This is a genomic window from Pseudonocardia terrae, assembly GCF_021343995.1.
Taxonomy (GTDB): Bacteria; Actinomycetota; Actinomycetes; order Mycobacteriales; family Pseudonocardiaceae; genus Pseudonocardia; species Pseudonocardia terrae.
The window spans coordinates 36,767-55,689 of the sequence record NZ_JAJTTE010000032.1 but is presented as its reverse complement, the minus strand read 5'-3'; the positions used below and the strand labels follow the sequence as shown (position 1 = coordinate 55,689).

At 74.6% G+C, this 18,923-nt stretch carries 18 protein-coding genes; 7 read left to right on the top strand and 11 right to left on the bottom strand.

Translation table 11 applies throughout. The annotated features are described in order from the left end of the window. Positions 1-65 precede the first annotated feature (65 nt). The 3 genes from LWC33_RS21200 to LWC33_RS21190 all read left to right on the top strand — a co-directional run bounded on the left by LWC33_RS21200 (position 66) and on the right by LWC33_RS21190 (position 4,178). Entirely contained in the window at positions 66-1,028 is a 963-nt protein-coding gene (locus LWC33_RS21200; RefSeq protein ID WP_233306162.1) for a DUF8832 domain-containing protein, read from the top strand. Beyond that, on the top strand, positions 1,025-3,427 hold the full coding sequence (locus LWC33_RS21195) for a heavy metal translocating P-type ATPase (protein WP_233306161.1): 2,403 nt from the start codon (positions 1,025-1,027) through the stop codon (positions 3,425-3,427). Before LWC33_RS21200 ends, LWC33_RS21195 begins: the two co-directional genes overlap by 4 nt. A 94-nt stretch (positions 3,428-3,521) precedes the next feature. Beyond that, positions 3,522-4,178 carry a TetR/AcrR family transcriptional regulator gene (locus LWC33_RS21190; RefSeq protein ID WP_233306160.1) on the top strand — a complete coding sequence of 219 codons (657 nt, stop codon included), beginning with the start codon at positions 3,522-3,524 and terminating at the stop codon, positions 4,176-4,178. 19 nt (positions 4,179-4,197) lie between these two features. On the opposite strand, the gene LWC33_RS21185 is transcribed toward LWC33_RS21190, so the two are convergent. From LWC33_RS21185 to LWC33_RS21175, 3 genes are read right to left on the bottom strand one after another with little or no spacing between them, the layout of a single operon-like run. Then, positions 4,198-5,091 (bottom strand): alpha/beta fold hydrolase, encoded by an 894-nt coding sequence (locus tag LWC33_RS21185; RefSeq protein WP_233306159.1) that lies wholly within the window; start codon positions 5,089-5,091, stop codon positions 4,198-4,200. Then, complete coding sequence (locus LWC33_RS21180) at positions 5,088-5,993, bottom strand: AurF N-oxygenase family protein (RefSeq protein WP_233306158.1); 906 nt, start codon at positions 5,991-5,993, stop codon at positions 5,088-5,090. Before LWC33_RS21180 ends, LWC33_RS21185 begins: the two co-directional genes overlap by 4 nt. Then, entirely contained in the window at positions 5,990-6,898 is a 909-nt protein-coding gene (locus tag LWC33_RS21175) for an SDR family NAD(P)-dependent oxidoreductase (RefSeq protein ID WP_233306157.1), read from the bottom strand. The genes LWC33_RS21180 and LWC33_RS21175 overlap by 4 nt, the downstream gene beginning before the upstream one ends. Positions 6,899-6,960: 62 nt before the next feature. On the opposite strand from LWC33_RS21175, the gene LWC33_RS21170 reads away from it, so the two are divergent. Continuing rightward, positions 6,961-7,686 carry a TetR family transcriptional regulator gene (locus LWC33_RS21170; protein ID WP_233306156.1) on the top strand — a complete coding sequence of 242 codons (726 nt, stop codon included), beginning with the start codon at positions 6,961-6,963 and terminating at the stop codon, positions 7,684-7,686. Continuing rightward, the gene (locus LWC33_RS21165) at positions 7,676-8,053 is read left to right on the top strand and encodes a DUF4873 domain-containing protein (RefSeq protein ID WP_233306155.1); all 378 of its coding nucleotides are present in this window, start codon (positions 7,676-7,678) and stop codon (positions 8,051-8,053) included. Before LWC33_RS21170 ends, LWC33_RS21165 begins: the two co-directional genes overlap by 11 nt. 63 nt (positions 8,054-8,116) lie before the next feature. Here the strand turns inward: LWC33_RS21165 and LWC33_RS21160 are convergent, their stop codons facing one another. Both LWC33_RS21160 and LWC33_RS21155 read right to left on the bottom strand, forming a co-directional pair. Beyond that, on the bottom strand, positions 8,117-8,341 hold the full coding sequence (locus tag LWC33_RS21160; protein ID WP_233306154.1) for a DUF3107 domain-containing protein: 225 nt from the start codon (positions 8,339-8,341) through the stop codon (positions 8,117-8,119). A gap of 143 nt (positions 8,342-8,484) precedes the next feature. Next, positions 8,485-9,201 carry a ferritin-like fold-containing protein gene (locus tag LWC33_RS21155; protein ID WP_233306153.1) on the bottom strand — a complete coding sequence of 239 codons (717 nt, stop codon included), beginning with the start codon at positions 9,199-9,201 and terminating at the stop codon, positions 8,485-8,487. A gap of 387 nt (positions 9,202-9,588) precedes the next feature. Between LWC33_RS21155 and LWC33_RS21150 the strand changes: the two genes are divergently transcribed. Both LWC33_RS21150 and LWC33_RS21145 read left to right on the top strand, forming a co-directional pair. Further along, positions 9,589-11,274, top strand: coding sequence for a DEAD/DEAH box helicase (locus tag LWC33_RS21150; protein WP_233306191.1), 1,686 nt, complete (start codon positions 9,589-9,591; stop codon positions 11,272-11,274). A gap of 21 nt (positions 11,275-11,295) precedes the next feature. Beyond that, positions 11,296-12,534, top strand: coding sequence for an Rv3212 family protein (locus LWC33_RS21145; protein ID WP_443719868.1), 1,239 nt, complete (start codon positions 11,296-11,298; stop codon positions 12,532-12,534). 45 nt (positions 12,535-12,579) lie between these two features. On the opposite strand, the gene LWC33_RS21140 is transcribed toward LWC33_RS21145, so the two are convergent. The 6 genes from LWC33_RS21140 to LWC33_RS21115 all read right to left on the bottom strand — a co-directional run bounded on the left by LWC33_RS21140 (position 12,580) and on the right by LWC33_RS21115 (position 18,870). Beyond that, the gene (locus LWC33_RS21140; RefSeq protein WP_233306151.1) at positions 12,580-13,407 is read right to left on the bottom strand and encodes an aldo/keto reductase; all 828 of its coding nucleotides are present in this window, start codon (positions 13,405-13,407) and stop codon (positions 12,580-12,582) included. A gap of 819 nt (positions 13,408-14,226) precedes the next feature. Further along, positions 14,227-14,538, bottom strand: a complete 312-nt coding sequence (locus tag LWC33_RS21135) for a hypothetical protein (protein WP_233306150.1) — start codon at positions 14,536-14,538, stop codon at positions 14,227-14,229. Then, complete coding sequence (locus tag LWC33_RS21130) at positions 14,535-15,452, bottom strand: RecB family exonuclease (RefSeq protein ID WP_233306149.1); 918 nt, start codon at positions 15,450-15,452, stop codon at positions 14,535-14,537. Before LWC33_RS21130 ends, LWC33_RS21135 begins: the two co-directional genes overlap by 4 nt. 37 nt (positions 15,453-15,489) lie before the next feature. Next, a complete protein-coding gene (locus LWC33_RS21125; RefSeq protein ID WP_233306148.1) occupies positions 15,490-16,374 on the bottom strand; it encodes a PHP domain-containing protein in 885 nt (294 codons plus the stop codon). Positions 16,375-16,435: 61 nt separating this feature from the next. Beyond that, positions 16,436-17,467, bottom strand: a complete 1,032-nt coding sequence (gene cydB, locus LWC33_RS21120; RefSeq protein ID WP_233306147.1) for a cytochrome d ubiquinol oxidase subunit II — start codon at positions 17,465-17,467, stop codon at positions 16,436-16,438. Positions 17,468-17,484: 17 nt separating this feature from the next. Further along, the gene (locus LWC33_RS21115) at positions 17,485-18,870 is read right to left on the bottom strand and encodes a cytochrome ubiquinol oxidase subunit I (RefSeq protein ID WP_233306146.1); all 1,386 of its coding nucleotides are present in this window, start codon (positions 18,868-18,870) and stop codon (positions 17,485-17,487) included. Between the last annotated feature and the right edge of the window lie 53 nt (positions 18,871-18,923).

Below are 18,923 nucleotides of genomic sequence, written 5' to 3'. Positions count from 1 at the left end.
GCGCCGCATACCCCCCGCTGGTATGTTCGGACGTGCCGACGGCAGGTCGGCGGAAGGAAGAGGACATGCTCACGGCGGTACGTCTCGGGGCCTACGTCGGGATCCTCGGCGTGGTCTTCGGCGTGGCCTGGGGCGCGGGCACCCTCGCCCGGCCGAGCCTCGCCCCCGCCGCCCCGGTCGCCGCCGCCACCCACCCGGGCACGGACGGCTCCGGCACGGGCGGCGCGGACATGGGCGGCATGGGCGACATGGGCACCCCGGCCGCGGACGCGCAGGGCACCCTGCCCGCCACGGACGGCCTGGCCGCCAGCACGGACGGGTACACGCTGGTCCCGACCACCACGGCACTCACCGCCGGGCGCCCGACCGACCTCACGTTCGCGATCACCGGTCCCGACGGGCAGGCGGTCACCACCTACGCCGCGCGCGCCGACGGCGCGCCGCTGCGCCTGCTCGTCGTCCGCCGCGACGGCGCGGGCCTGCAGGTCGTCTACCCCGAGATGGCCCCCGACGGCGTCTGGAGCGCGTCCGTCCGGGTGCCGACGGCCGGGACGTGGCGGGTCCTCGCCGATTTCACCCCCATCGACGGCACCCCCACCGTGCTGGGCACGGATCTCTTCGCGCCGGGCGACTTCGCGCCGCTGGAGTTCCCGCCCGCGCGCGCCGCCCAGGTCGACGGCTACCAGGTCCGGCTCGACGGCGACCTGCGCGCCGGCGCGGAGTCCGCGATCTTCGCGACGGTGAGCCTCGACGGGCGGGCCGTCACCGACCTCGAGCCCGAACGCGGGGCCTTCGGCGACCTCGTCGCGCTGCGCGTCGGCGACCTGGCCTACACCCCGGTCACGGCCCAGACGCACGCGGACCCGCAGGACCGGTCCGGCCCCGGCATCGCCTTCACCACCACCGTGCCGACGGAGGGGACCTACCGCCTCTTCCTGCGCTTCCGGCACGCAGGAGAGATCCACACCGTGGACTTCACCGTGCCGACGACCGGCGCCGTCACGACCACCTCGGGAGGTGCCCGATGAGCGCCCCGACCACCCCGGGCCTCGACACCGGGACCGGACCCGATCTGCGGATCGAGTTCGCCATCGGCGGCATGACGTGCGCGTCCTGCGCCAACCGGGTCGAGCGCAAGCTCAACAAGATGGCCGGGGTCACGGCCTCGGTGAACTACGCGACCGAGAAGGCCACGGTCAGCTACGCCGAGAGCGTCACGCCGGAGGAGCTCGTCGCGACCGTCGAGGCCGCCGGGTACAGCGCCGAGCTGCCCGCGCCGCCCACGGCCGAGGCCCAGCGGGAGGACCCGGCCACGCGGCACGCCCGCGACCTGCGGGACAGGCTGGTCGTCAGTGCGGTGCTCGCCGTCCCGGTGATCGTGCTCGCGATGGTCCCGGCCCTGCAGTTCACCTACTGGCAGTGGATCTCGCTGACGCTCGCCGCACCCGTCGTCGTGTGGGGGGCGCTGCCCTTCCACCGGGCGACCTGGACGAACCTGCGCCACGGCGCCGCGACCATGGACACGCTCGTCTCGCTGGGCACGCTCGCCGCGCTGGCCTGGTCGCTGTACGCGCTGCTGTGGGGCGGGGCCGGCGTCCCGGGCATGCGGCACCCCTTCGAGCTCGTCGTGGCCCGCGGCGGCGGGGCGGACGCGATCTACCTCGAGGTCGCCGCCGGCGTCACGACGTTCATCCTCGCGGGCCGGTACTTCGAGGCCCGCTCCAAGCGGACCGCCGGGGCCGCGCTGCGCGCCCTCCTGGAGCTCGGCGCCCGCGAGGTGTCGGTGCTCCGCGGCGGGGCGGAGGTCCGGGTCCCCGTCGACCGGCTGGGGGTCGGCGACCGGTTCGTGGTCCGGCCGGGCGAGAAGGTGGCCACGGACGGCGAGGTCGAGGAGGGGACGTCCGCCGTCGACGTCTCGATGATCACCGGCGAGTCCGTGCCGGCCGAGGTCGCCCCCGGATCCGCGGTGGTGGGCGGCTGCGTGAACTCGGGCGGGCGGCTGGTCGTGCGGGCCGGCCGGGTCGGCGCGGACACCCAGCTCGCCCGGATGGCGGCGCTCGTCGAGGAGGCGCAGAACGGGAAGGCCGCGGTGCAGCGGCTGGCCGACCGGATCTCCGGCGTGTTCGTGCCGGTCGTGATCGCACTGGCCGTCGGCACGCTCGGGTTCTGGCTCGGCAGCGGGGCCGGCGCGACGGCCGCGTTCACCGCCGCCGTCGCGGTGCTGATCATCGCCTGCCCGTGCGCGCTCGGGCTGGCCACGCCCACCGCGTTGCTGGTCGGGACCGGGCGGGGCGCGCAGATGGGTGTGCTCATCAAGGGCCCGGAGGTCCTCGAGTCCACCCGTCGCGTGGACACCGTCGTCCTGGACAAGACCGGCACGGTGACGAGCGGGCGGATGCGCCTGCTCGAGGTGCACACCGCCGGGCAGGAGTCCAGGGACGACGTGCTGCGGCTGGCCGGGGCGGTCGAGGACGGCTCCGAACACCCGGTCGCGCGGGCGGTCGCCGCGGCCGGACGCGAGCGGTTCGGCGACCTGCCGGGCGTCTCGGACTTCGAGAACCGGGCCGGGCTCGGCGTGCAGGGCGTGGTCGCGGAGCTCGCACAGCTGCCCGGCCTGCCGGCGCCGGTCCGTGCCCCCACCGGCACCTCCCCCGTCACCCCGTCGGGCGGCACCGGCCGGATCGTGGCCCACGCCGTCCTGGTCGGGCGTCCCGCGCTCCTCGCGGAGCACGGCATCGAGCTGCCGCCGGAGCTGGTCGAGGCCCGCGAGCAGGCGGAGGCGGCCGGACGGACCGCGGTGTGCGTGAGCTGGGACGGCCAGGCGCGCGGCGTGCTGGTCGTGGCCGACTCGCTCAAGCCGACCAGCGCCGAGGCCGTGCGGCAGCTTCGCGGGCTCGGGCTGACCCCGATCCTGCTCACCGGGGACAACGAGGCCGCCGCCCGCGCCGTCGCCGCGGAGGCCGGCATCGACCCGGCCGACGTGATCGCCGACGTGCTCCCCGAGGACAAGGTCGCCGCCGTACGGAGGCTGCAGGCCGAGGGCCGCACGGTCGCGATGGTGGGCGACGGGGTCAACGACGCCGCCGCCCTCGCCACCGCCGACCTCGGGCTCGCCATGGGCACCGGCACGGACGTCGCGATCGAGGCGAGCGACCTCACCCTCGTCCGCGGCGACCTGCTCGCGGCGGTGGACGCGATCCGGCTGGCGCGCCGCACCCTGGGCACGATCCGGGGCAACCTGTTCTGGGCGTTCGCCTACAACGTCGCGGCCCTGCCGCTGGCCGCGCTGGGCCTGCTGAACCCGATGATCGCGGGCGCCGCGATGGCGTTCAGTTCGGTGTTCGTGGTGGCGAACAGTCTCCGGCTGCGCGGTTTCCGGAGCGTCGTGCCCGGGCACGCCCCTCATCAGGTCGCCCCCCGGCGGTGACGCCACGCACGTTTCGCGCCCCGCGCCATCCCACGTTCGTGGCTACCCACGGGTAAGGTGACCCGGCACGACAGCGGTACCGAAGGGGAGCACGATGAGCGAGGCGGCAGTGACGGCGTCCGGAGCGACCCACGTGCCTGCGCGCGGAACCCGGCTCTCGCGGAGCGCGCGGCGGGCCCAGCTCCTGGTGGCCGCGCGGGACGTGTTCGCGGCCCAGGGCTACCACGCGGCGGCGATGGACGACATCGCCGAGAAGGCCGGTGTCAGCAAGCCCGTCCTCTACCAGCACTTCCCGGGCAAGCTCGAGCTCTACCGGGCGTTGCTCACGACCTACGCGGACGAGCTGGTCAACCGGGTGCGCGAGGCCATCGACCACACCCAGGACAACCGCGAGCGCGTGCACGCGGCGGTGGCGGCCTACTTCGACTTCGTGGCCGGTGAGGGTCACGCCTACCGGCTGGTCTTCGAGTCCGACCTGCGCGGCGAGCCCGAGGCGGCGGCGCTGGTCGACGGTGCCCTGACCAGGTGCATCGACTCCGTCGCGGCGGTGGTGACCGAGGACGCGGGGCTCGACGGCGAACGGGCGCGGCTGCTAGCCGTCGGTCTCGTCGGGCTGAGCCAGGTCACCGCGCAGTACTGGCTCGACTCCGAGCAGACGATCCCGCGGGACGAGGCGGTCGCGCTGATGTCCGCGCTCGCGTGGAAGGGGCTGGCGGGCTTCCCGCTGGTCCACGACCAGGGCCTGCAGTAGACGCGGCCCCGGACCACGGTCAGGCGGCCCGGACCCCGGCCGCGCTCCGTGCCAGCGCCGCGATCCGCCCCGCCACCCCGGCGGTGCGCTCGACGGGCAGCATGTGCCCGGCGTCGGGGAACACCGTCAGCTGGGCCGAGGGCAGGCCCTCCCGGATCCGCCGCGCGTACCGCGGCGGGGTGAGCCGGTCCCGCGTCCCGACCATGATGTGCGTCGGCACCTGCGCGTACAGGCCCAGGGCGGCGTCGCGCTCGTGGGCCTCCAGCGTGGGCCGGAAGCCGGAGACGGTCGACGGCCGGCACTCGGACACCGAGGCGGTGGTGATCCGCAGCGCCTCCTTGCCCGCGTCGGGCCCGAGCAGCAGCCACCGCATGGCGGGCGAGAGCAGCTTCGGGTGCCGGCTCAACGCGCGGCGCGTGGACCAGCCCTTCGAGGCGTACAGCTTCTTCTCCGCCGCCCGCACCAGCTCGAACACCAGCGACGGCATCCCGAAGGTCTGCCCGCCCAACCCGCCGCTGGCCGTGGCGACCAGGGCCAGGGCCGCTACGCGCTCACGAACCAGGTCGGGATGGCGGTCGGCGAGGGCCATCGTGGTCATGCCGCCCATCGAGTGCCCGGCCAGCACCAGCGGCCCGCGCGGCGAGACCTGCCCGACCAGCGCGGCCAGGTCGTCGGCCAGCTGGTCGAGGGTCATCGTGGCGGGGTCGACGGCGCCGGAGCGGCCGTGGCCACGGTGGTCGTACCGGACGACGCGGACGTCGCCGGCCGACAGCGACTCCGCGACGGGTGCCCAGCAGCGCTCGTCGAGGGTCCAGCCGTGCGCGAGGATCACGGTGACCGGGGCGTCGGCCCGGCCGGACTCCACGACGTGCAGCGGCGTGCCGTCGGCGGCCTCCGCGGTCCGGGTGGTCATACGAGGTGCGCCTTCTTCCACAGCAGCTCCGTCGGCCCGCCGACCAGGCCCTGGTCGCGCAGGAACTCCACACACTTGCCCGCCGACCAGCGCAGCGAATCCTGCCAGTGCGGGTTCGCCAGCGCCGCCTTGCCGCCGACCTCGGGGTCGATCCCGACCGCCGCGTAGACGTCGGGGTGGATCAGGTTGCGCGCCACGACGAACGCGATGCGCGCCAGCAGGTAGCGGCCGACCGCGCGCTGGGCGCGGGTAGTCTTCGGCATGATCCGCTGCAGCTCCTCGCGGGCGTAGCGGACGTGCCGGGCCTCCTCCGTCACGTGGATCCGGTTGACCATGCGGGTGAGCGGCTGCACGGTCTCGTCGCGCATCGACTCGCGCTGGAAGCGGTCCAGGATCTCCTCGACGAACAGGGTGCCGCCGAACATCGCCGGGCCGTGGCCGACCGTCTTGAACAGGCGGCCGAGCTCGTGCGTGAGGCCGCCGGGTGCGTAATCGGGGACTCCGTAGCGCTCGGTCATCTTCGCGAACATGATCGAGTGCCGGCACTCGTCGGCGATCTCGGTGAGCGCGTACTGGATGTGCGCGCGGCGCGGGTCGCGGTCGTAGGCGTAGCGCAGCAGCATCTGCATCAGGATGATCTCGAACCACAGCCCGATGCGGGCCACGCTGCACACCTCGTGGACCGTCAGCGTGCGGCGCTGCTCCTCCGAGAGCCCGTCCCACAAGACGGTGCCGTACAGCGACGACCGGTGCGGCGGGAGCCCCCACAGGCCGTCGACCAGCGGGGCGTCCCAGTCGATGTCCAGGTGCGGCTCGTAGGACTTCTCGACCGACGACCTCAGCAGCCGCTCGGCGGTGGCCTCGCGGTCCTGGACGGGCTTGCGCACGGCCGGGGCGGTCATGACGCGCTCCTCTCGGGGGTGCGGTCGGTGGTGACGGCGGGGACGGTCCGCCCGGTGAAGCGGCGGATCAGGCCGGCGGCGACCGGCGAGGAGTCGAAGCGGCCCGCCGCGGCCTGCTGCCGGATCCGGCGGACGACGCCGCGGCCCAGCAGGCCCGGCGCGTGCCGGCCGACCCACAGCTCGGCCTGGCCGGCCAGGGTGCCGGCGATGTCGCGCGGCGGCCGCGGCGCGGCGAGCGCCCCGACGACCGTGCGCACGACGTCCTCGACCTCCTCGCGGCGGACCTGGCCCTCCAGCGAGAGCCCGACCTCGTACCCGGCCTCGTGGATCGGGGTGCGCACGTAGCCGGGGTACACGGTCGTGACGTGCAGGCCGCCGCCGTCCACGGCGGTGCCGTACTCGAGGCGCAGCGCGTCTGCGTAGGCGGACATCCCGCGCTTCGCGACGCTGTAGGCCGACAGGAAGGGCAGCGTGACGTAGGCGAGCTCGCTGGCCACGAACACCACCCGACCCTTCCCGGGCCCTTCGAGCAGCGCCGGGAGCGCCGCGCTGGTGACCCGCCAGGCGCCGAACAGGTTCGTGTCGACGACCTTGAGCGCGTCGGGCTCGAGCGGGCCGCCGGCGTCGTTCGGGATGCCGATGCCCGCGTAGTGGACGACGGCGTCGAGGCCGCCGAGGGTCCGGACCGCCTCCGCCACGGCCCGTTCCACCGCCTGCGGGTCGGTGATGTCGCAGGCGAGGACCCCGCCCGTGGCGTCCCCGCCCGCGCTCCGGTCGAGGCCGACCACCCGCGCACCCTGCTCGCGCAGCCGCGCGACCGTGGGGCCACCGAACCCGCCCGCGGCACCGGTGACCAGCACCCGTGTTCCCGCCGGGACCGTGCCCCGGGTCCTCCTGAGCGACACCCGCCCGCTCCTCTCCGTCGAGACGCTTACTGTTACCGCCGGTAACTGTTACCACTGGTAACGTGCCGCAGAACGACGGACCTGTCAAGAGAAGCGCCCGCGACCGCCGCGCCGGGCGCCGCGCGGAGATGGTCGAGGCGGCCATGGCGGCCGTCCGCGAACACGGCGCGGCCGTGTCGGTGGCCGAGATGGCGGCGAGCGCCGGGATCACCAAGCCCGTGCTGTACCGGTACTTCGAGGACCGCGCCGACCTGCAGCGCGCCGTCGGGCTGCGCGCCGCGGAGTGGCTGATGGAGCGGATGGCGCCAGCCCTCGCCGCGGACACCGGTCCGCAGAACCAGATCGCGGCCGTGATCGACGCGTTCCTCGCCGGGATCGAGGAGGAGCCTGAGCTCTGGCGGTTCGTGGTGCACAACCCCGCCGAACGCCAGCCCGGCACGGAGATCGTCGAGGACGTCCGCGAGCAGATCGCCCGGCTGCTGGCCCAGCTCATCGGGGCGAAGCTGCGCCTCGCCGGGCGGGACTCCGGCGCCGCGGAGGCCTGGGCGCACGGCCTGGTCGGGATGGTGCAGAGCGCCGGCGACTGGTGGCTCGAGCGCCGCACGATGAGCCGCACGGACCTGACCCGCTACCTCACCGCGCTGATCTGGGACGGGGCCGCGGGGATCCTCGGCGACGCCGACGACGCCGACGACACCGACACCAGCGCTGACAATGCCGATGACGCACACGACGACCCCGCACCCGTGCTGCAGATGGTTCCGAAGGAGGCAGGCGATGGCGCCTGAGCAGGTGCTCACCCCAGTGCTCACCCCCGAGCTCACCCCAGGGACCGGGGCGCACGACCACGACGACGAGGGGTACACCGGCCCCGCCACCCTGACCGTCGACGGCACGCCCGTCGAGGTCCGGGTCCGCGTCGAGGCGCGCACCGAGCCGCACGACGGGCGGGTGCACTGGTTCGGCCGGGTCGACCGGAACGAGGCCCTCTCGGCCCTGCTGGGCGGGAAGGCCGCCGACGTCCTCGTCGTCACCCCGCGGGGGCGGGCGCAGGGGCGGATCGGCGACGTCGACCTGTGGGAGCGCTACCGGCTCACCGGCGTCGACGCCCCGCCCTTCCCGCTCGACGAGCCGCCGGCGCCGGGGACGGACTGAGGTCGAGACACGCGAACGGCACCCCCGCGGGTGGCCGGGGTGCCGCTCGCGGATGTGTACGGCTCAGGTGCCGAAGCCGACCCGGGTCGCCGAGGACGGCGCGATCTCGACGTAGGAGATCCGAACGGAGGGGACCACGTACTTGCGCCCCTTGTCGTCGACGAGCGTCAGCGTGCCGTCGGCGGACTTGAGCGCCTCGCCGACGAGCTTCTCGACCTCGTCCGACGTCTGGTCGCTGGACACCACGAGCTCCCGCGGGCTCTCCGCGATGCCGATCTTGACCTCCACCGGGGACCTCCAGGTGACGTGCGGGTGGATGGACTCTCTCTGCCTTCCCGGCGGGCGTGGGGGCCAACCGGCGCGGCCCAGGCTAGTCGAGCGCCGCGCCGCGGCCCGGCCCAGTCCGCCAGGGGCGAACGGTGCCAGGTCTCCTAGGACAGGCCGAGCGCCGACATCCGCTTGCCGTGGTTGCTCTGCAGCCGCTTGATCAGCGCGCCGATGCCCGCGATGTCGCCGGACCCGCGCACGATGAAGTCCGCGAGCTCGTCGCGCTCGGCCACGATGTGCTGCGCCTGGGTGACGGCCTCACCGAGCAGCCGGCGGCCCCACAGCGCCAGCCGGTCCCGGACCTGCCGGTTCGACGCGCAGGCCGCGTGCACCTCGCGCTCGGCGAAGGCGCTGTGCCCGGTGTCGGCGAGCACCGTGCGGACCAGCTCCGCCGTCGCCGGGTCGACCCACCCGGCGACCTCGCGGTAGAAGTCCGCGGCCAGCCCGTCGCCCACGTAGGCCTTGACCAGCGACTCCAACCAGGTCCGCGGCCGGGTGGTGGCGTGGTAGGCGTCGACCCCCGCGACGAACGGCGCCATGGCCTCCTCGACCGCCACGTCCAGCCCGCGCAGGTGGTCCTCGAGCAGCCGGAAGTGCCCCATCTCGGCGGCGGCCATCGCCGACAGCGCGGCGCGCCCGGTCAGCGTGGGCGCGGTGCGCGCGTCCTCCGCGAGGCGGTCGAAGGCGGAGAGCTCGCCGTACGCCAGCGCCCCCAGCAGGTCGACGACGGCCGCGCGCGAGGTGGCGTCGAGATGCGTGTGACCAGCGTTCCCGCCGGTCCCGACCGTGTTGCCGGCGCCGTCCGCGGCCTCGCCCGTCATGGTCGCCGAGCCTAGCCGTCCGGTCGGGGCACCCGCCCGTCGGCGGTGCACATCACCCCGGCGTGACGGCGCCGACGCTGACCCCGGCGGCACCTCCGGGGTATGATGCACGTGCGCGCAGCAGATCGGCCCGTGACCCCGAGCGGTCGTGGAGCACCGGTGCGCCGCGCGGACCGACTGCGACACCCGCCGGGCAACGGGTCGGCGCCACCGGGCGCCCGACTCACCGGCGCGCACACGACCTGGTGCGTACAGCGCCTCGACGGCTCTCCCACGCGGCTCCCCGAGCGCGTGGTCGACGAGCCGGTGCAGGGATTCTGTACGCGGAGAGAGGCGATTTCACTGTCCGTCCAGAACGAGACCCCCGAGAACACCGAACCGAACCCCGTGGCCGGCGAGCCGGCCGAGACGGTCGACGCCGCCGCCACCGACGAGGCGCACCCGCTGCAGGCGGGCGCCCCCGTGAAGCCCGAGGCCCCCACCTTCGCCGAGCTCGGCGTCCGTCCGGAGATCGTGAAGGCGCTCGCCGAGGCCGGTATCGAGCGCACCTTCGCCATCCAGGAGCTCACCCTCCCGCTGGCGCTCGCCGGCGAGGACGTGATCGGCCAGGCCCGTACCGGCATGGGCAAGACGCTGGGCTTCGGCGTCCCCCTGCTGCAGCGCGTCACGCCGCCGTCCGAGCAGCCCGCCGCCACGGCCGAGGGCGAGACCGCGGACCGGGAGAAGGACGTCCCGCAGGCCCTCGTCGTCGTCCCGACGCGCGAGCTGTGCGTGCAGGTGGCCCAGGACCTGGCCGACGCGGGCAAGCACCTGGGCATCCGGGTCACCGCCATCTACGGCGGGCGGGCCTACGAGCCGCAGCTGGCCGCCCTGCGCAAGGGTGTCGACGTGGTCGTCGGCACGCCCGGCCGGCTGCTCGACCTCGCCGAGCAGCGCCACCTCGTGCTCGGCCGGGTCAAGGCCCTGGTCCTCGACGAGGCCGACGAGATGCTCGACCTGGGCTTCCTACCCGACGTCGAGCGGATCATGCGGATGCTGCCGGACGAGCGGCACACGATGCTCTTCTCGGCCACCATGCCGGGCCCGATCATCCAGCTGTCCCGCACCTTCCTCACCCGTCCCACGCACATCCGGGCGGAGGAGGCGGACCAGGGCTCGGTCCACGAGCGCACGAAGCAGTTCGTCTACCGCGCCCACGCGATGGACAAGGTCGAGCTGGTCACCCGGGTGCTGCAGGCCCGCGAGCGGGGCCTGACGATGATCTTCGCCCGCACCAAGCGCACCGTGCAGCGCGTCGCCGACGACCTGGCCGAGCGCGGGTTCGCCGCCGCGGCCGTGCACGGCGACCTGGGCCAGGGCGCCCGCGAGCAGGCGCTGCGCGCGTTCCGCTCCGGCAAGGTCGACGTGCTGGTGGCCACGGACGTGGCGGCCCGCGGCATCGACGTCACCGACGTCACGCATGTCATCAACTACCAGTGCCCCGAGGACACCAAGACCTACGTCCACCGGATCGGCCGCACCGGCCGCGCCGGCAAGGAGGGCGTGGCCGTCACCCTCGTCGACTGGGACGAGATCCCGCGCTGGAAGCTCGTCTCCGAGGAGCTGAGCCTGGGGATCGACGAGCCGGTCGAGACCTACTCCACCTCGGACCACCTGTACACCGACCTCGACGTCCCGACCGACGTGACCGGCCGGCTGCCGCTGAGCAAGCGCACCCGCGCGGGTCTCGACGCCGAGTACGTCGACACCGAGGGCGACCACGGCGGCCGCAAGCGCAAGGGCCGCGAGGAGCGGGCGGCGAAGCCGCGCCGCGAGCGTCAGCGCACCCGGCGCCGCAACGGCGTTCCGGTCGCGGGTCCCGCCGGCGCCCGCCCCGCGAGCACCGGCGACGACGAGGCCGCCGACGAGCCCGCCGAGGTCACCGAGTCGGCCGCCACCGGCACGGACGGCGAGGGCCCGGCCAAGCCGCGCCGCCGCCGTCGCCGCGGGGGCCGCCGCCGCTCCGGCGGCGAGGACGCCACCACCACCGAGGCCGGCGCCGAGCGCGCCGAGCCGGACGCCGCGGCCAGCTGAGCCGCCGGTAGGTTCGGCCGGGTGCTGCGCGCCCGCCGAGATGTTCCGGTACGCCGCCGCCGCGGGGATCTCGTGGCGGCGGCGTTCCTCGTCCTGGTGCTGGTCGTGGTCGCCGTCGTGTACGGCACGCACAGCCCGGCCGCCGAGACCGAGTCCGTCCCGGCCACCACGCCCGGCACCGCTCCCCCGGCGGCCGCCGGTGTGCCGGCCGGGTTTGCCGAAGTTTGGCGCGCGGCCAGCGCCGCCGCGCCGGTGCCGGTCGTCGCGGGCCCCGGGGTCGTGACGGCCGACGGCAGCACCGTCGTCGGGCGGGACGCGAGCACGGGGGCCGAGCGTTGGCGCTACTCGCGGGACCGCCCGCTGTGCACGGTCGCCGAGGGCTTCGGCCGGGCGCTCGCGCTCTACCAGAACGGCTCGGGCGAATGGTGCAGCGAGCTGAGCGCGCTCGACGCGGACCTCGGCACCCGCGGCCCGGCCGCGAACCTCGACGTCCGGCCCGGGGCGCGGCTGCTCGCCTCGGGCAGCGTCGTCTCCGCGAGCAGCCGTGACTACCTCGAGACCATGCGGTCCGACCTGGTCACGACCACGCAGTACGGCGCCGTCGTCGCGCCCGCCCAGCCGGGGCGCCAGCCGCGCCCGGGATGCAGCTACCCCTCGCTGGCGCTGGGCAGCGGGCGGCTCGGGGTGATCGAGAACTGCGCCGCCGACACCGGGGACCGGCTCACCGTCCTGCGCCCCGATGGCTCCGGCGACGCCGACACCCCCAACGTCGAGTTCTCCACCCAGCTCTCCGCCCGCGGCGTGCAGCTGCTCGCGGTGTCGGTCGACCGGGAGGCCGTGCTGCTGCCCGGGCCGCCCGAGCTGCAGATCCTCGACCGCAGCGGCAACCAGGTGGGGCTCATCGGCCTGGACGTGCCGGAGTCCGAGATCGCCCCGCCCGCCGACGGGATCGGCGCCACCGCGAGCGACACCGCCCGCACCTACTGGTGGAGCGGGTCGCGCACGGTCGCGCTCGACCGGACGGGCCTCGCGCCCGTCTGGACGCTGCGCGGCACGCTCGGCCCGGGCACGTCCTACGCAGGGGCCTGGCTGGTGCCCGTCCCGGCGGGGATCGTCGTCGTCGACCCGCTGCGGGGCACGATCGAGCGGACGATCCCGGTGGACCGCGGCGGGTACACGGGGAAGGTCCTGCTCGCCACGCAGGGCGGGATGCTCTACGAGCAGCGCGGGAACGAGCTCGTCGCGCTGCGGCCGGCGTAGGCCGGAACTCCTCGTAGGAACTCGTCGCGCCGCGGCCGGTGTAGCTCAGAACTCCTCGTAGGTCTCCGGGTCCTGGTCCCAGATCCGGCCGCGCTCGAGCGCGGACAGGGCGGCCACCTCGTCGTCGGACAGCGCGAAACCGAACAGGTCGATGTTGGTGCGCTGGCGCCCCGGGTCCGCGGACTTCGGGATCGGCACCGCGCCGAGCTGCACGTGCCAGCGCAGGATCGCCTGGGCGGGCGTGACGCCACGGGCCTCGGCGATGCGCACGACGGTCGGCTCCGCGAGCAGCTCGCCGCGGCCCATCGGGCTCCAGCTCTCCGTGACGATGCCCAGCTCGGCGTGCACCTCGCGCAGCGCGGCCTGCGGGAAGTACGGGTGCATCTCGACCTGGTTCATCACCGGCACCACGCCGGTCTCGTCGACCAGCCGGCGCAGGTGCGCCTCGGTGAAGTTGGAGACGCCGATCGAGCGGACCAGGCCCTCCTCGCGCAGCCGGATCATGGCCTTCCAGCTGTCCACGTACTTGCCGAGCCGCGGGAGGGGCCAGTGGACGAGGTAGAGGTCGACGTAGTCCAGGCCGAGGTTGTCGAGGGACTCCTGGAAGCCCTTGAGGGTCTCGTCGTAGCCGTGGTGGCGGCCGGCGAGCTTGGTCGCGACGAGGATCTCCTCGCGCGGCAGGTCGTACTCGCGGACGGCGCGCCCGACGCCCTGCTCGTTCTCGTACCGCAGCGCGGTGTCGAGGAGCCGGTAGCCGGCATCGAGGGCGGAGATCGCGGTGGTCCGGGAGTCGTCGCCGGTGTGCGGGTAGGTGCCGAAACCGACCGCCGGGACCTCGCGGCCGTCGAGCAGGGTGAGCGAGGGGATCGTCATGGAACGACAGTATGTCAGGACAAAGGACACCGCGAGACCTCGTGCTTCCTCAGGAATGACGATTCGACGGATTGGGCGAAACGGAGCAGTGAAAACCGCCGATAAGGGCAGCGTGACCACCTCTTTCCAGCACTCCCCCGCCCCGTCCGGCCGGCATGCCGCGCGCGACGACGCCTCCCGTCCGGCCGCCTCCACCGGTGCCTGGGTCACCGGCCGGCACGCCCGCCCGAACAGCCGGGCTTCCCGCCCGGAGAGGCCGTCCGCCGCCCCCGCGCAGCCCGGTATGCCGGTGCGTCCGCGGACGCCGTACCCGCCACGCCCCGCCGTCCCGACGCAGCGCACCAGCGGGCGGTACCCGCTGCCGCCACAGGGGCAGTCGTACGTCGTGCCGGGTGGTCCGCGGATGCCGCTGCCGGTCGAGTCGGCCGTGGCGCAGTACGGCCCCTACACGACCTCCGCAGCAATGGCTGCGGCCATGCCCGCGGCGCCGGCGACTCGGTCGGCACTGCACGCGGTCGGGTCGGCGATGCCGGCGGCGGCGATGTCCGCCTCGGCGTCCGGGGCGTCCCTCCCGTCGCGACATCCCGATCGGCCCGCCCGACCTGCACATCCGGAAACGCCTCCCACACCTCGTCGACGGGGTGTGCGGCGAACCTCCAGGGTGTGACCCGCGACCTCAGCCCGTGTGCGAGGCCCGGAACGGTGTGCGAGGACCTGCACCGGCATGCGAGGCCCGCGACGGGTGTGCGAGGACCGCAGCGCGTGTGTCACCTACCGAAAGCAAGGCGGCCTGATCGCGGTGCGAGCAGCACGAGCCCCTCAGAACAGCCAGTACCCCCCGAGCACCCCGGCGGCGATCGCGATCACGAGCCAGGCGGCGAGGGCGCCCGCGCGCCCGTCCCGCCGGTCCGCCACCACCTGCGCGACGACGGCGGCGGCCGCGGCCAGGCCGTGGCCCACGAGCATCCCCGTGCCCGGCCCCGCGGACCCGGTCCGGGTGGTGAAGGCCCAGCCCGCCAGCAGCACCACGAACAGCCCGACCAGCCCTGCCGCGAGGACCCCGGAGGTTCGGCGCAGCAGCCGTCCGGGCAGGCCCCGCTCCCGGCGCGCCCGGGCCCGCGCCGCCGTCACAGGACCAGGTCGTCCCACGGCGCCGCCGCCGGCCCGACCGCCTGCCCGTCCGGGCAGTGCCGGCGCACGTCGCAGGCGGAGCACCGGGAGCCCGGCCGCGGCGGGAAGAGGACGTCGGCGGCGCCGCCCGCGGCGAGCGCGTCGGCGGCGTCGGCGGCCTCGAGGGCGCCGCGCTCGGCCCGCTCGACGTGGCCGGCCCGGGACGCGTCGTCGTGCTCCCAGACCGCGACCCGGCCGGTCGGCAGGTGGTGCAGCTCGACGCGCCGGCAGTCCCGGCGCAGCACGCGGGCGGCACCGAGCGCGTAGAGGGCGAGCGCCGCCGAGTCCCGCGCGTCGCCGGGTTCGGGGACCCGTCGCCCGGTCTTGTAGTCGACGATCACCGCCGCGTCCGCGTCGCCGTCGATCCGGTCCACCCGGCCCTCGGCGACGATCGCGGAGGTCGGCGCGGACACCCAGCGCTCGACGCCCAGCGGGTCCGGCCTGCCCTCGACGTGCTCGGCGACGTAGTCGGCCACCCAGCCGCGCGCCCGGTCGCGGTACTCCGCCTCCTGCGCGGTGTCGCGGAAGCCCTCGCCGGACCAGTTGCGGTCGACGAGCGCGGCGGCCTGGTCCGGGCTCCGCTCCCGGCCGGGACGCAAGTGCAGCGCCCGCAACGCGAGGTGCACGACGGCGCCGAGCGTGCTCGCCGCCCGCGGCCCGCCGCGTGGGAGCGCGGGCTTCTCGACATAGGTCAGCCGGTAGCGCCGCGGGCAGGACTCCCAGGTGGCGAGCCGGGCGGGGGTGACCCGGACCAGCGGCCGGGCCCACCGTGCGGCCTCCCGGGCGACCCCGGTAGGGAGCGACCCGTCGTCGAGGAGGTCGTCGAAGCCGAGCTGTGCGCCGCTCCCGGCGGCGCGGGAGGAGGAACCGGGCACCGCGTCACGGTACCGGCCGGGCGGGTCCGGCCCGCGTTCAGGCGCCCTCGAGCACGTCGGCGCCGGTGGCCTTGGCGAGCAGCTCCTCGAGGGCCTCCGGCGCGGTCGTCTCGGCGGCGATCGGGGTGGTCTTGTTGGTGCCGTGGAAGTCGCTGGACCCCGTCGGGACCAGGCCCAGGTCGGCCGCGACGCCGCGCAGCAGCTCCCGGTCCGCGGGGTCGTGGTCGGGGTGGTCGACCTCGACGCCGGTGAGCCCGATCCGGGCGAGGTCGGCCAGCACCGAGGTCTCGATGACGCGGCCGCGACGGCGGGCCAGCGGGTGCGCGAACACCGCGACGCCACCCGCCTCGACGATCATCTCGACGGCCCGCTCGACCGGCGTGTCGGTCTTCGGCTCGTAGTACTTGCTGCCGGTGCGCAGGATGCTGGCGAAGGCCTCGTTCACCGACTCGACCACGCCTGCCGCGACGAGGGCGCGGCCCAGGTGCGGCCGGCCCGGCGTCGTGCCCTCGGGGACCAGGTCGAACACGCGGTCGGCGTCGAGCTGCGGGTGGTCGGCGGCGACGTTGCGGGCCATCTTCCGCAGCCGCTCGACGCGCTCGGCCACCAGCCGCCGCTGCTCGGCCACGATCGCGGGGTGCTCCGGGTCGAACAGGTACCCGAGCAGGTGGACCGACACGGTGGCCTTGTCACCCGGGGTCTCCGGGCGGCCGGTGGGGCTCACGCAGGAGAACTCGGCCCCGCGCACGAGCCGCATCCCCCGGGGCAGCACGGCGGCGGCCCGGTCCCAGCCCCCGGTGGTGTCGTGGTCGGTGAGCGCGAGCGTCGTGACGCCCGCGGCGGCCGCCGTGGCGACCAGCTCCTCGGGGGTCTCGGTGCCGTCGGAGACGGTCGAGTGGGTGTGCAGGTCGATCAGGGCCACCCGCCGACCTTAGGTGACATCGGGTGGATCATCCGCCGCGGTCCCGGCGCCCGGACGGCCCCTACCCGGGATCGGCCGACGTCACCGGCGGTGCCTCCGGGGCCGGCACCGGCCCGCGGAGCCGGGCGCGGAACACGTGGTACGTCCAGGCCTGGTACACCAGCACGAGCGGGAGCAGGACGGCCAGGACCACGGTCATGACCGTCAGGGCGTACGAGGCGGACGCGGAGTTCGTGGTGGTGAGGTCGTTCGCCGGACCCAGGCTGGACACCATGACCCGCGGGTACAGCTCGGAGAAGATCGACGCCGTCATGGCCACGACGGTCGTGGCGGTGGCGGCGAACGCGAGGCCCTCCCGCCGGACGTGCACGAACGCGGCCGCCGTGATCGCGGCGAGGATCGCGCCGAACTCGGCCACGGACAGCAGCACCCCGTCCCCGGCGGTGACGCGGGTCCATGCGGCCCACGCCGTCACGACGACGGCGACCACCGGGGCGAGCGCCCGGGCGATCCCGAGGGCGCGGCGGCGGAGCTCGGCGGTGGTGCGCAGGGCCAGGAACACAGCACCGTGGACCAGACACACCAGGACCACCGTGGCCCCCGTCATCAGCGCGTACGGCGGGAACAGGTCCCCGGCGCCGCCCACGAACTCCTGGGCGGAGTCGATCGGGACCCCGGCCAGCAGCCCGCCGAGCACGATGCCGAGGCCGAGCGGGACCACCAGGCTCCCGCCCTCGAGCGCACCGCTCCAGAACGCCCGCGAGCGCGCCGAGTCCGAATGGGACCGGAACTCGAACGACACCCCGCGCAGGATCAGCGCGACCAGCACCACGACCATGACCGGGTAGTACGCGGAGAACATCGTCGCGTACCAGACCGGGAAGGCCGCGAAGGTCCCGGCGGCGGCCAGCACGAGCCACACCTCGTTGCCGTCCCACACCGGCTCGATCGTGTGGATCGCCAGGTCGCGCCCGGCGTCGTCGCGACCGACCACGCCGTGCAGCATGCCCACCCCGAAGTCGAACCCCTCGAGCAGCAGGAACCCGGTCCACACCACCGCGAGGACGATGAACCAGAACGCGACGAGGGTCATCGGCACACCGCCCGCGGTCAGTAGGTGGGCGCCGGGGCCGGCGCCTCGTGCTCGTCGGCCGCCTGCTCGGCCGGCAGCTCCCGGCGGGCGTAGCGGGCCATGAGGACCCAGTCCGCGACGCCCAGCGCGGTGTAGAGCAGGAGGAAGATCAACAGGCTCGTGAGGATCGCCGCCCCGGTCACCGACGGCGAGTTGGCCTCGGCCGTCTTCTGCAGCCCCTGCACGATCCACGGCTGCCTGCCGTTCTCGGTCAGGACCCAGCCTGCCGTGTTGACGATGAACGGCAGCGGCAGGCACCAGATCGCCACCCGCAGGAACCACGGCGACTCGGCGAGCCGCTTCCGCCGCCAGAGCCCCCACAGCCCGACGACGAGCATGAGGCTGCCGAGGTAGGCCATCACCCGCATCGACCAGTACTGGATGAAGACGTTGGGCACGTAGTAGCCCGGCCCGTACTGCTGCTCGTACTGCGCCTGCAGCTCGTTGAGCCCCACCACCTGCCCGTTCCACGAGTTGGTGGCCAGCAGCGAGAGCAGGTGGGGCACCTGGATGATCTTCGACGGGGTCTGGTCGTTGTTCCCGCCGCCGACCTGGAACAGCGAGAACGAGCACGGCTGGCAGGTCTGCCACTGGGCCTCGGCCGCCGCGATCTTCATCGGCTGGAACTCGCCCTCGGTGACCCCCAGCTCGCTGCCGACGAGCAGGTTGAGCGCCAGCACCGGGACCAGCACGACGAGCGCGATCCGCGCCGCCCGGCCGAACTCCGCGGTGTGCGACTTGCGACGCAGGTGCCACGCCGCGACGGCCAGCATGACCACGCAGGCCGTGACCAGCGACGCGAGCAGCACGTGCAGCATGCTGCGCAGGAACACCGGGTTGGTCAGGACGGCGCCGATGCTCGTGAGCTGGGCGCGCTGCGTCGCGGGGTCGATCGTGTAGCCGACCGGGTTCTGCATCCACGAGTTCGCGGCCATGATGAACGCCGCCGAGAGCACGCCGCCGGCGGCGACGGCCCAGACGGTGGCCAGGTGCACGCGCCGGGACAGCCGGCCCCACCCGAACACCCACAGCCCCAGGAACGTGGACTCGAGGAAGAAGGCCGCCAGCCCCTCCATCGCCAGTGGCGCCCCGAACACGTCACCGACGAACCGGGAGTAGCCCGACCAGTTCATCCCGAACTGGAACTCCTGCACCAGCCCGGTGACGACGCCGACCGCGATGTTGATCACCAGGAGGACGCCGAAGAACCGGGTGAGCCGCAGGTACTCCGGCTTGTCCGTGCGGTGCCAGCAGGTCTGCAGGATCGCGGTCAGCAGCGCCAGCCCGATCGTCAGCGGGACGAACAGGAAGTGGTAGATCGTCGTTCCGGCGAACTGCAGGCGCGCGAGGTCGACCACGGACACGGGCTCACGGTCACGGCCCCCGCGCCGACCGGGCATCACCCGGCGCGGGCGAC

What these genes read in the sequence shown, in the direction of transcription:
- LWC33_RS21200 (WP_233306162.1), top strand. Translation starts at nt 66, where the DNA reads ATGCTCACGGCGGTACGTCTCGGGGCCTACGTCGGGATCCTCGGCGTG.
- LWC33_RS21195 (WP_233306161.1), top strand. Translation starts at nt 1,025, where the DNA reads ATGAGCGCCCCGACCACCCCGGGCCTCGACACCGGGACCGGACCCGAT.
- LWC33_RS21190 (WP_233306160.1), top strand. Translation starts at nt 3,522, where the DNA reads ATGAGCGAGGCGGCAGTGACGGCGTCCGGAGCGACCCACGTGCCTGCG.
- LWC33_RS21185 (WP_233306159.1), bottom strand. Translation starts at nt 5,091, where the DNA reads ATGACCACCCGGACCGCGGAGGCCGCCGACGGCACGCCGCTGCACGTC.
- LWC33_RS21180 (WP_233306158.1), bottom strand. Translation starts at nt 5,993, where the DNA reads ATGACCGCCCCGGCCGTGCGCAAGCCCGTCCAGGACCGCGAGGCCACC.
- LWC33_RS21165 (WP_233306155.1), top strand. Translation starts at nt 7,676, where the DNA reads ATGGCGCCTGAGCAGGTGCTCACCCCAGTGCTCACCCCCGAGCTCACC.
- LWC33_RS21155 (WP_233306153.1), bottom strand. Translation starts at nt 9,201, where the DNA reads ATGACGGGCGAGGCCGCGGACGGCGCCGGCAACACGGTCGGGACCGGC.
- LWC33_RS21140 (WP_233306151.1), bottom strand. Translation starts at nt 13,407, where the DNA reads ATGACGATCCCCTCGCTCACCCTGCTCGACGGCCGCGAGGTCCCGGCG.
- cydB (WP_233306147.1), bottom strand. Translation starts at nt 17,467, where the DNA reads ATGACCCTCGTCGCGTTCTGGTTCATCGTCCTCGCGGTGGTGTGGACC.